Annotated in this window: 15 protein-coding genes; 5 read left to right on the top strand and 10 right to left on the bottom strand. The window is 62.1% G+C overall.

What is annotated here, in order from left to right:
- Positions 1–3: 3 nt before the first annotated feature.
- Positions 4–624: a 2,3-bisphosphoglycerate-dependent phosphoglycerate mutase gene (locus DS839_RS24280; RefSeq protein ID WP_368911880.1), complete on the top strand. Its 621-nt coding sequence runs from the start codon at positions 4–6 to the stop codon at positions 622–624.
- Here the strand turns inward: DS839_RS24280 and DS839_RS24285 are convergent, their stop codons facing one another.
- Complete coding sequence (locus tag DS839_RS24285) at positions 625–1,497, bottom strand: methylated-DNA--[protein]-cysteine S-methyltransferase (RefSeq protein ID WP_119273082.1); 873 nt, start codon at positions 1,495–1,497, stop codon at positions 625–627.
- Positions 1,498–1,560: 63 nt separating this feature from the next.
- Complete coding sequence (locus tag DS839_RS24290) at positions 1,561–2,037, bottom strand: DUF2244 domain-containing protein (RefSeq protein ID WP_119273083.1); 477 nt, start codon at positions 2,035–2,037, stop codon at positions 1,561–1,563.
- Positions 2,038–2,096: 59 nt separating this feature from the next.
- On the opposite strand from DS839_RS24290, the gene nth reads away from it, so the two are divergent.
- The gene (nth, locus tag DS839_RS24295; RefSeq protein ID WP_119273084.1) at positions 2,097–2,753 is read left to right on the top strand and encodes an endonuclease III; all 657 of its coding nucleotides are present in this window, start codon (positions 2,097–2,099) and stop codon (positions 2,751–2,753) included.
- Here the strand turns inward: nth and DS839_RS24300 are convergent.
- A complete protein-coding gene (locus tag DS839_RS24300) occupies positions 2,731–3,387 on the bottom strand; it encodes a sulfate transporter family protein (RefSeq protein WP_119273085.1) in 657 nt (218 codons plus the stop codon). The two genes, nth and DS839_RS24300, sit on opposite strands and share 23 nt — an antisense overlap.
- A gap of 90 nt (positions 3,388–3,477) precedes the next feature.
- Between DS839_RS24300 and DS839_RS24305 the strand changes: the two genes are divergently transcribed.
- Entirely contained in the window at positions 3,478–4,473 is a 996-nt protein-coding gene (locus tag DS839_RS24305; RefSeq protein ID WP_119273086.1) for an adenosine kinase, read from the top strand.
- 11 nt (positions 4,474–4,484) lie between these two features.
- Positions 4,485–5,558 (top strand): mitochondrial fission ELM1 family protein, encoded by a 1,074-nt coding sequence (locus DS839_RS24310; RefSeq protein WP_162918765.1) that lies wholly within the window; start codon positions 4,485–4,487, stop codon positions 5,556–5,558.
- Positions 5,559–5,629: 71 nt separating this feature from the next.
- On the opposite strand, the gene DS839_RS24315 is transcribed toward DS839_RS24310, so the two are convergent.
- The 3 genes from DS839_RS24315 to DS839_RS24325 all read right to left on the bottom strand — a co-directional run bounded on the left by DS839_RS24315 (position 5,630) and on the right by DS839_RS24325 (position 7,550).
- The gene (locus tag DS839_RS24315) at positions 5,630–6,316 is read right to left on the bottom strand and encodes a pentapeptide repeat-containing protein (protein ID WP_162918766.1); all 687 of its coding nucleotides are present in this window, start codon (positions 6,314–6,316) and stop codon (positions 5,630–5,632) included.
- A 95-nt stretch (positions 6,317–6,411) separates the two neighbouring features.
- Entirely contained in the window at positions 6,412–6,894 is a 483-nt protein-coding gene (locus DS839_RS24320) for a DUF992 domain-containing protein (protein WP_119273089.1), read from the bottom strand.
- Between the two features lie 275 nt (positions 6,895–7,169).
- Entirely contained in the window at positions 7,170–7,550 is a 381-nt protein-coding gene (locus DS839_RS24325; RefSeq protein WP_119273090.1) for a cupin domain-containing protein, read from the bottom strand.
- Positions 7,551–7,678: 128 nt separating this feature from the next.
- On the opposite strand from DS839_RS24325, the gene DS839_RS24330 reads away from it, so the two are divergent.
- Entirely contained in the window at positions 7,679–7,954 is a 276-nt protein-coding gene (locus tag DS839_RS24330) for a hypothetical protein (RefSeq protein ID WP_119273091.1), read from the top strand.
- An 18-nt stretch (positions 7,955–7,972) separates the two neighbouring features.
- Here DS839_RS24330 and DS839_RS24335 read toward each other — a convergent pair whose 3' ends face one another.
- The 4 genes from DS839_RS24335 to DS839_RS36640 form a co-directional block, all read right to left on the bottom strand.
- A complete protein-coding gene (locus DS839_RS24335) occupies positions 7,973–8,254 on the bottom strand; it encodes a DUF427 domain-containing protein (RefSeq protein ID WP_119273092.1) in 282 nt (93 codons plus the stop codon).
- 67 nt (positions 8,255–8,321) lie between these two features.
- Positions 8,322–8,525, bottom strand: a complete 204-nt coding sequence (locus tag DS839_RS24340; protein ID WP_119273093.1) for a hypothetical protein — start codon at positions 8,523–8,525, stop codon at positions 8,322–8,324.
- 132 nt (positions 8,526–8,657) lie between these two features.
- Positions 8,658–9,464: an arginase family protein gene (locus DS839_RS24345; RefSeq protein WP_119273094.1), complete on the bottom strand. Its 807-nt coding sequence runs from the start codon at positions 9,462–9,464 to the stop codon at positions 8,658–8,660.
- The gene (locus tag DS839_RS36640) at positions 9,461–9,676 is read right to left on the bottom strand and encodes a hypothetical protein (protein WP_162918767.1); all 216 of its coding nucleotides are present in this window, start codon (positions 9,674–9,676) and stop codon (positions 9,461–9,463) included. The genes DS839_RS24345 and DS839_RS36640 overlap by 4 nt, the downstream gene beginning before the upstream one ends.
- Positions 9,677–9,743 lie beyond the last annotated feature (67 nt).

Here is a 9,743-nt window from a genome sequence, read left to right on the forward strand (position 1 = left end):
TTGATGGATCGCATCTTGGTGCTCGTCCGCCACGGGCAGAGCGAGTGGAATCTGAAAAACCTGTTCACCGGTTGGAAGGATCCCGGTCTCACCGAGAAAGGCATTGCCGAAGCGAAGGCGGCGGGCGAGCGCCTGAAACGTATGGGCCTCAAATTCGACATCGCCTATACCAGCGTCCTGTCCCGCGCCCAGCACACGCTCGATCTGATGCTGGCCGAGCTCGGCCAGAAGGGCCTCGAGACGGTCAGGGACCAGGCGCTCAATGAGCGCGACTATGGCGATCTGACCGGCCTCAACAAGGACGAGGCGCGCAAGAAATGGGGCGAGGAGCAGGTGCATGTCTGGCGGCGCTCCTATGACGTGCCGCCGCCGGGCGGGGAAAGCCTGAAGGACACGCTGGCCAGGGCATTGCCTTATTATATGGTCCACATCCAGCCGGATGTGCTCTCGGGCAAAGTCGTGCTGGTCTCGGCGCATGGCAACTCGCTGCGCGCCTTGATCATGGCGCTCGAAGGCCTGACGCCGGAACAGATCCTGAAGCGCGAGCTCGAGACCGGCGTGCCGATCGTCTATCGGCTGAGGGCCGACTCGCGTCCGGAAAAGATCGAAGTCTTGAACGCCTGATCACGCGGCCTTGGCTGTGATCCCGGCTTCCCAGCCGAGGATGGCGCGTTTGCGCGTGAGCCCCCAGTGATAGCCGCAGAGGCTTCCCGACTTGCCGAGCACGCGGTGACAGGGCACCACGAAGGAGACGGGATTGCGTCCGACCGCAGCGCCCACCGCGCGCGCCGCTTTGGGCTTGCCGATGTGACTCGCGACGTCGGAATAGGTCGAGCGTTTTCCCAGGGGGATGCGCAACAGCGTTTCCCACACGCGGATCTCGAAATCAGAGCCGATGAAGACGACGCGCAAGGGCTCGTCCCTGCGCCAGTTCTCCGGCTTGAAGATGCGGTCGGCATAGGGTTTCGTGGCGAGCCAGTCCTCGATATAGGCGGCACCCGGCCAACGCGACTGCATGTCGATGAGCGTGTCCTTCTCCTGCCCGTCATCGGCGAAAGCGAGGCCGGCGAGGCCCTGGTCGGTGATCATGACCAGCGCTCGCCCGAAGGGACAGTCATGGAAGCCGAAGCGCAGCGTGAGGCCTTTGCCGCCGGCCTTGTAGAAGCCGGGCGTCATGCCTTCATGGGTGACGAAGAGATCATGCAGGCGGCCGGGCCCTGAGAGCCCGACTTCATAGGCGGTGTCGAGGATTGAGGCTGAATCGCGTAAGAGGGTTCGCGCATGGTCGAGCGTCACCGCTTGCAGGAAGGCCTTGGGGCTGAGGCCCGCCCAGCGGGTGAACAGCCGCTGCAGATGGGTGGGGCTGAGCTCCGCCTGTTCGGCGATCGCTTCAAGCGAGGGCTGCTCGCGCCAATTCTCGTGAATGAAGGCGAGCGTTCTCTTCACGACCTCATAGTCGCGGGCCGGAGTGGAGAGGGTTTCGATCTCAGGTGTCATGGGCTGAATCTAAGGAGGCCCACTCGCCGAAACCACCCGATTCTTGCTGCAGCTAAATCCTTGTCAAATATGAGGTTTTGCTAGCGCAGCGCGGAGCAGGTCGGCGACTTGCTTGCGGTCATGGGCGCCGAGGAACCGGCCGATCTCGGTGCGCTCGCCGCGGAAGCGCAAATAAAGGCCGCCGATCAGATCGCGCTCCTTGTCCTCCTCGAGCTCGACCTTGACCCATGAGCGGGTGAAATGCAGTTCCTCGCGCTGCTTGTCGTGGTCGAAGCGCTGGAGGATGAGCTCATGCGCGGTGACCTCGATGCGCTCTTCCTTCAGCGCGTCGGCATAGTTCTTGCGGAAAGCCCACCAGACGAGCGCCACGTCGGCGCCGAGGAACGGCGCGATCGGCCAGGCGCCGAGCAGATAGAAGGCCGTCCCGGCCACGAAATTGAGGCCGATGAGCGCCGCCATCAGGATGATGAAGCCTTTCCGGCCGAGCGAGCGATAGGGCCTGAGGACGGCGCGGAAAGTCTGGTCTGGGGCTTCGCTCATGGCTTGATCTTAGTCGCAAGCTGGGCTCTGGTCACGGAGCTTCAAGGGAGCCCAGAATCATGGCGCCAAGACGGCTCAAGCCCGATCAGATCGCGGAAGTCTTTCGCCGTTTCAGAAAGGCCGATCCTGACCCTGAGGGCGAGCTCGATTATCTCAATCCCTACACGCTTCTCGTCGCCGTCGCTCTGTCCGCCCAGGCGACCGATGTCAGCGTCAATCGTGCCACCGGTCCCTTGTTCAAGATCGCCGATACGCCCGAGAAGATGCTGGCCCTCGGCGAGGAGAAACTCATCTCTCATATCCGCGCCATTGGTCTCTACCGGACGAAGGCCAAGAACGTCATAGCGCTGTCGAAGATGCTGATCGACAAGCATGGCGGTGAAGTGCCGCGCCAGCGCGCAAGCCTCGAAGAGCTGCCGGGCGTCGGCCGCAAGACCGCGAATGTCGTGCTCAACATCGCCTTCGGCGAGCCGACCATCGCGGTCGACACGCATATTTTCCGGGTCGGCAACCGCACCGGCCTGGCGCCGGGAAAGACGCCGCTCGATGTCGAGCTCAAGCTCGAGAAGGTCGTGCCGCCGGAATACAAGCGCCACGCCCATCGCTGGCTCATCCTGCATGGCCGCTATATCTGCAAGGCGAGGAAGCCCGAATGTCCGCGCTGCCTGATCGCAGACCTGTGCCTCTTCAAGCCTAAGACCGCTTCAGTCCCTTGAAGATGTGGACGAAGTAGCTGGTCGAGAACAGCGGCACGGTGAGATTGACGAGGGGCACCAGAGCGAGGACGGCGGGGATGAAGCCCGCGGCGAAGACCTGGGTCGAATTCTCGCGCCTGAGCTGCTTCGCCTCCGCGACCGGCATGTGACGCATCGCCGCCATCTCGAAATATTCCCGGCTGAGCAGATAGGCATTGGCGACCAGGAGGGCGATGGCGCCGATGCCGAAGAGCAGCATCGGCAGCACGGCCAGATTGACGATGAGGACGAGTAGGCCGAATTGCAAGCCGAGCAGGGCGGCTCGCAGCACCGGCAAGTCCCGGCCCGGCATATCTCCCGGGTAGTGCTTGCGCTCGACCAGGCGCGCGATATGGTCGAGATAGAGCCCGGCGAACAGCGCCGTCACCGGCGCGATCATGAAGAAGGCGAGCACCGTCAGGCCGAGGCCGGCCGCGACCTCGATGACGGCGTTGCCCCAGCCCCAGGGCGCGAGCTTCAGCGCATCGAGCAGCATCACCGTGCCGGCGACGACGGCGATGAGGAGCAGCACCGCAAGGCCGACGGCCTTGAACAGAACGCTACGGAAATCGGGGGAGAGGAGGTCGGCCAGGGCCGTGAAGGCGGCTTTGATCATGGTCCCTTGAGGTAATGATCCCGGCTTGCGGGGGCAAGAGCGATCCTGTAGGGGCTCGGGCTCCTCCGCTCAATTTTTCCAAAGGCCATCATGATTCAGCCTGATTTCGACGTCCTCACCATCGGCAATGCCATTGTCGATGTCTTTTCGCGCGTCGAGGAAAGCTTCCTCGCCCGCCATAATGTCACCAAGGGCATGATGCGCCTCGTTTCGGAGAAGGAATCGGCCGAGCTTTTCGAAGACATGGGGCCGTCCACCCAGATTTCCGGCGGCTCGGGCGCCAATACCGCCGTCGGCGTCGCCTCCTTCGGTGGCAAGGTCGCCTTCATCGGCAAGGTAAAGGCCGACAGGCTGGGCAAGGTCTTCACTCATGACACGCAATCGTCGGGCGTGCATTTCGCCACGCCGCATGCGGCGTCGGGTCCGTCGACCGCGAGTTCCCTGATCCTCATCACGCCCGATGGCGAGCGCACGATGAATACGTTCCTCGGCGCCTGCGTGCATCTGGCGCCCGGCGACATCGATGAAGCGGTCGTCGCTTCATCCAAGGTGACTTATCTCGAAGGTTATCTTTGGGATCCGCCGCTCGCCAAGGAGGCCTTCAAGAAGGCGGCGCGCATCGCCCGCGCGGCCAGGAGGCTCGTTTCCATCACGCTTTCCGATTCCTTCTGCGTCGACCGTCATCGTGACAGCTTTCTCGACCTGATCAGGAGCGACATCGACATCCTCTTCGCCAATGAGAAGGAGATCAAGTCGCTCTATCAGGTCGATGATTTCGATGCGGCAATGCAGCGCGCGCGCCAGGACTGCGCCATTGCCGCGCTGACCCGCTCGGAAGCGGGATGCGTCATCGTCAAGGGCGGCGAGGTTCATGTCGTCGAGGCGCATCCGGTCGAGCAGGTGGTGGATGCGACAGGCGCCGGCGATCTCTTCGCCTCGGGATTCCTTTATGGCTTCACCCGCGATCTGCCCTTGGCGCAATGCGCAAGACTCGGCGCGCTCGCGGCGGCGGAAGTGATTTCCCATGTCGGCGCCCGTCCGCAGATCTCGCTCAACGCCCATGCCAAGGCGGCCGGCCTATTGTAGTCTTGGCAGCCATGATGCAGGCGGAGCCGGTTCGCGCGCAATATCTGGTCTGGGTCCTTCAAGGCGCCCGCGAGGGTGACAATGCCCAGGCGCGAGCGCTGGCGGAACGGCTGGGCGCCGCTTTCGTGCTCAAGCGCCTCAAATGGTCGCCCTTCCATCTCCTGCCCAACGCCGTCACCCGTGCCGGACTCCTGGCGGTCGACAGGGAGCGTTCCGACAGCCTGTCGCCACCCTGGCCTGACGCCGTCATCGCGGTCGGCCGCCGCACCGCGCCGATCGCGGTGTGGATCAAGCGGCAATCGGAAGGCAGGACCAGGCTCATCCATCTCGGCCGGCCACGCTTCCCGCTCAACCGCTTCGATCTCGTCATCACCACGCCGCAATATGCGCTTCCCGACGGGCCCAATGTCGTCAAGGCGTTGCTGCCGATGACCAGCGCAGTTCCCAAACCCGACGGCGCGGCCTGGCACGAGCGCTTTGCGCATCTGCCGAAACCTTGGACCGGCGTGCTGGTGGGCGGGAGCACTTTTCCCTTCCTCTTCGGCCGCGCCGAAGCGGTGGGCTTCAGCGAGAAGCTCAGAGCCTATCAGCAGCAGCACCCGGGATCGTTGCTCGTCTCGACATCGCCGCGCACCGACAAGGATGTTGCGCGGATCCTCGCGGAAGCCGTGGACCAGGAAGGCTACGTCCATCGCTGGACCAGTGGTGCCGATAACCCGCATCACTTCATATTGAGCGAGGCCGAACGCTTCATCGTCACCGAGGACAGCGCCTCGATGCTCGCCGAGGCCTGCCGGTCGCGAAAGCCGGTCGAGATTTATGAATTGCCGCGCTTGCCCTTGCCCTTATCCTGGCAGGGGCAAAGCGGGCTTGCCGCCTATCTGGCGCGCGCCGGCCTTTTGTCGCCGCCGCGCGATACCCGCAAGCTGCGCGACGATATCGTCCACCGCGGCCATGCCCGCCTTCTGGGCGATACCGGCACTCGTCCCTTTGTGCCTTATGCCGATGAGTGGGTGGAGATCGCCGCCCGCATCGATGCCATGCTCAGCGCGCATCCCGGCGAAGTGGAATCACTTCGCCGATAAGGATTCGCGCCAAATAGATACATTGGAGCAAATCCTCATCGCCAAAGTCTGCAACTTTGGCGGGATTTGCTCTAGTCTTCGGCGCAGGGCCATTGAGACGGCATGGTGAGGCCAGCCGGCAATTTCGTCTTGGCATCGCCGCAGGCCATGTCGATCTGCATCTGGGTGAGATCGACGACCTGGCTCAGATCGACGCCTTCGAGGCGCGCCCAATAGAGATAGGTACGCTTGAAGGAGGCACCAGAAAGATTGGCCCCGCTGAAAGCCGCGCGCTGCAGCATGGCGCCCGAAAGATTGGCGCCCGAAAGATTGGCCTTGACGAAGCTGTTGCGCGGGAATTCGCCGTCCGAGAGATCGGCGCCCGAGAGATCGGCGCCATCGAAGCTCACGCGCAGGAATTCGGCTTTGACGAGGCGCGCGCCCTTGAGGATCGCACCCGTAAAGTCGGCCCGGCTGGACAGACTCTTTTCCAGATTGGCGCCCGAGAGGTCGGCCTCTTTGAAGGAGGTGCGGACGAGTTCGCTGATCTGAAGATTGGCATTGGTAAGCTTGGCCGAGGCCAGGCTGGTGCCGGACAGGAACGCGCCTTCAAGATTTGCCCCCGCGAGGTCGCTGCCGTCAAGTTGCAATAGCTGCTTGTTGCAACCCGACCAGTCGACGGACGGGGCGGCCTCCGATTTGCATCCGGCTTGCGCCCCCGCAACGAAGAACCAGACGAACAGGAGAGAAAGGCCAAACCTCGCCACAGATCCACACACGCTATCGCCTCCCATCGACAATCCGGCCATGATTATACGCATGGAGCCGGAAAAAGCTCCATGCGTTAGTGATGTTGCGTCCGTGTTTCGGCAGTTTAGCGACCGGCGTAGCGCAGCCTGAGACCGGCAATGCCGGCGGCGACATTGAGGCCGGTCTGGCCCTGAATGCTCAGAGGCTGAAGGGCAATGGTCTTCTTGAAGCCGCCGACCAGCACATTGGCGCCGAGGCCTACGCCGACCGTCGCTTGGGCCGAAACACCCCCATAACTTCCGGCAAGCGCGCCCGCGTTGACCCTGCCGGGCGCGAAGACCGCCCAGGTCATGTAGCTCTTGCTGGTAAAGCCGATGTCGAGCCCGACCCGGGTGATCGACCCTGTATAGCGTTCAACCCGGCCGCCGTTCGCCGAACGGAAACGGCAGTTCATCCGCGTGCTCGATCCGAGGATCAGCCCGACGCTGCCCGCGACCGTGCAGTTGAGCGAACCGATTCTGACACCGCTGCGCGCCGAGGCCGGGCTTGCGGCCGCGAGGGCGGCGACAAGGGCGACGGCGCCTGCAGATACGATCCATTTTTTCATGACAGAGTCCTCTTTGTGGGTTTGATGGTATGAAAAACGTCCTGGTGACGTCGCCGGTTCCCCGAAATTTCCCTAATGTTTTTAAGCAATTGCCTTTTTGGTAGGGGGTGAACCCCGGGACCGAGGCGAGCGCCCCGGTTCCATACATGACCAAACGGCCACACCTTGGCGGAATTGTGGGCATGCCCTCGGGCAGGCCGCCGGCGTCAGCAGGTCGATTCAACGGGTGGAAACGATCCCGCCCCACTCCCGGTCGCACGGGCTCGTCGCCGCCGTCATTTCAACAGGACGACGCTCTCCTGCTCATTGGGGTCGGTGCGCGCGATGAGGGCGCGGGCGACCTGGTTCGTCGGATTGAACGGCTGATGCGGCACGCCGGCCGGAATATAGATGAAGTCGCCCGCCTCGACCCGGTCGTGATGTTCGAGACTGTTTCCGTGGCGAAACTCGGCAGCGCCTTCGAGCATATAGATCGCGGTCTCATGCGCTTCATGGAAATGCGGTTTGGCTTCGGCACCGGGCGCCATCTCCAGCATGTGCATGCAGATGGCTTTCGATCCGCTGGACTCTGCCGATATGCCGGAAAAGTAATCAAGTCCCTGTTTGCCGCGAAAGCCTTCGCCACGGCCGCGGCGGATGATCTTGCATGTGCTCATGCGGCGAATGTAGTCGCAAATGGTGCCAGGCTCAATCCGGCCGGCACGCGATCCCGAAAAATAAAACCCTTTTTGGAGATGGAATGAGTGATCGCTCCAGACGTAGATGTTGGTTTCAAGAGGACGAGATGGCCGGCCTGATGAAAGCCTTCAAGCGCACCTTCATGAGCGAGCTCCTGAAGAAGGCGGATTTGCGTGTCGACGAAGGTCACGTTCGCCTCAGCATGCGCCTCAAGCGCGACAAGGTCACGCGTGAGAAATTTGTCGTGCTGGGCCTCGTTGCCACAACGAACTACAAGCATGCCGAATTGAGCATCGACGAGTTTCAGCAATTTCTCGAAGCGGTGAAATCGATGCAGCAGGCGCTACGCATTCCTGACGCGGTGCCGCCGCTCAAGAGCTGATATCCGCTCGTCAGGCGCTCACGAAACCGTAACGTCGCGCCAGAAGCCGAAACGGCCGCCCACATGGTGCATTTTGGGCTGCGGCTTCTCATAGGACCAGGCGGCGCGCTGGTGGCGCTGGCCGTCAATGACCAGATCGTAGAACTGCACGCCATGCGGGCATTCGAGGTCGTCCGCCGTCTTCGCTGCTTTCTCGAGCCATTCAAGCCGGACGGCAGACGGCGGAAAATAGGAATATCCGTGCGCTTCGACAATGTCGTTGCTTTGTGCAACGACGTGCTTGCCCAGAACTGCTTTCATCGCGATGCTCCATTATGTGGCCGGTCCGCATATAATATAGTGTCGTCGTCAGACATTTCGAGGGCCGTCAGCGGCGCGTTTTCAAGGGGACGCCGCGCAGCACGGCAAGCGCCACGAGCTGATAGGCCGTGAGGCGATGACCATTCACCCAATAGAGCGATGCCCGCGAGGCATCGCTGAAAACGATATAGCCGCGCCGGCGCAGACCCGTGAAGGCTTTGCTGACGGCCGGTCGCGGACCCAGATGCAGATCTCTTACGATCCGGTCCATGATCCGCACACAGAACGTTCCATGCCGCTGCCTAGACCGCGGGACCGTCAAAATCTGTCAGGAGCGATGGCGGGCATGGAACGCAAGCTGAACATCGGATGAAAGCCCTGGCTGTTCGGCGTGGGCCGCCAGTCATTTCCGCGTCGTCTTCACCATCATCCCGGCGATCTCCTTGAGAAGCTTCGCCGCGACGCTCGCCGTCAGGTTGGAGATGTCGCAGCGCGGATTGTATTCGACGATGTCGGCGGCGACGATCGGCTGATCGAGAGCATGCAGCCAGTTGATCACTTGCCGGGGTGTCAGGCCGCCCGGCTCGCGATAGGTCACACCCGGCACGTGCGCGGGATCGAGCGCGTCGAGATCCATCGAGATGTAGATGGGCGTGTTGATGTCGAGCGTGAGGGTTTCGCCGCAGCGATGCGCCTCGATGACCTCGACGCCGAAGCGCTTGAACTGATCGCGGTGATGGCTGTTGATGGTGCGCAGTCCCACCTGGATAAGCCGGTCGGTCAGCCCATCTTCCATGATGCGGGCGAAGGACGATGTCTGCGAGCGCCGATTGCCTTGATAGGCGTCATAGATGTCGGGATGCGCATCGATATGCAGGATGGTGAGCTTCGGATGTCGGCGGCGCACGGCGCGCATGATCGGGTGGGTGATGGCGTGATCGCCGCCGAGGCAGATCAAGGGATGGCCACGCGCGAGCGCGACTCCGACCTGCTGTTCGATGAGATCCCAGGGATCATGCGCATCATCGAAGCGGATGTCGCCATGATCGACGATCGCGCCCGGAGCGCCGAGATCGATGCCGGTCTCGGTCCACTGGCTATAGGCGTCGGAATGGAGTTCACGGCGGATGAGCGGCGGTGCTTCCGCGGCGCCTTTCATGAGGGCGGAGTTGTCGTCGTTGGGAATCCCCAAGAGGGAAATGCTGGTCATCTCTCGTCCGTTCGATGTTGTTCGTCTTCACGCGTGCGCAAATGACCATAGGGAATTCGATTCGGGCAGGCGCGGCGCTTGTTTTTATTACTCAGCGTTATTATCGAGTCAGTATTGCTGCCATCGGCGGGAATTGCAACGGCATGTTGCTGTGAAATGCACTCCAGATGGTTTTGCATATAACGTCGAGTAGATTTTTCCTTCACGTCCATGTTGTGGCATTTCAGCTACACTTTCGGCAAAAAGCATTCGCAAGTCTCCCGGTTTTGTTGACCTCGA

This window comes from Taklimakanibacter deserti, assembly GCA_003574785.1.

What these genes read in the sequence shown, in the direction of transcription:
- DS839_RS24280 (WP_368911880.1), top strand. Translation starts at nt 4, where the DNA reads ATGGATCGCATCTTGGTGCTCGTCCGCCACGGGCAGAGCGAGTGGAAT.
- DS839_RS24285 (WP_119273082.1), bottom strand. Translation starts at nt 1,497, where the DNA reads ATGACACCTGAGATCGAAACCCTCTCCACTCCGGCCCGCGACTATGAG.
- DS839_RS24290 (WP_119273083.1), bottom strand. Translation starts at nt 2,037, where the DNA reads ATGAGCGAAGCCCCAGACCAGACTTTCCGCGCCGTCCTCAGGCCCTAT.
- nth (WP_119273084.1), top strand. Translation starts at nt 2,097, where the DNA reads ATGGCGCCAAGACGGCTCAAGCCCGATCAGATCGCGGAAGTCTTTCGC.
- DS839_RS24300 (WP_119273085.1), bottom strand. Translation starts at nt 3,387, where the DNA reads ATGATCAAAGCCGCCTTCACGGCCCTGGCCGACCTCCTCTCCCCCGAT.
- DS839_RS24305 (WP_119273086.1), top strand. Translation starts at nt 3,478, where the DNA reads ATGATTCAGCCTGATTTCGACGTCCTCACCATCGGCAATGCCATTGTC.
- DS839_RS24310 (WP_162918765.1), top strand. Translation starts at nt 4,485, where the DNA reads ATGATGCAGGCGGAGCCGGTTCGCGCGCAATATCTGGTCTGGGTCCTT.
- DS839_RS24320 (WP_119273089.1), bottom strand. Translation starts at nt 6,894, where the DNA reads ATGAAAAAATGGATCGTATCTGCAGGCGCCGTCGCCCTTGTCGCCGCC.
- DS839_RS24325 (WP_119273090.1), bottom strand. Translation starts at nt 7,550, where the DNA reads ATGAGCACATGCAAGATCATCCGCCGCGGCCGTGGCGAAGGCTTTCGC.
- DS839_RS24330 (WP_119273091.1), top strand. Translation starts at nt 7,679, where the DNA reads ATGGCCGGCCTGATGAAAGCCTTCAAGCGCACCTTCATGAGCGAGCTC.
- DS839_RS24335 (WP_119273092.1), bottom strand. Translation starts at nt 8,254, where the DNA reads ATGAAAGCAGTTCTGGGCAAGCACGTCGTTGCACAAAGCAACGACATT.
- DS839_RS24340 (WP_119273093.1), bottom strand. Translation starts at nt 8,525, where the DNA reads ATGGACCGGATCGTAAGAGATCTGCATCTGGGTCCGCGACCGGCCGTC.
- DS839_RS24345 (WP_119273094.1), bottom strand. Translation starts at nt 9,464, where the DNA reads ATGACCAGCATTTCCCTCTTGGGGATTCCCAACGACGACAACTCCGCC.
- DS839_RS36640 (WP_162918767.1), bottom strand. Translation starts at nt 9,676, where the DNA reads ATGGACGTGAAGGAAAAATCTACTCGACGTTATATGCAAAACCATCTG.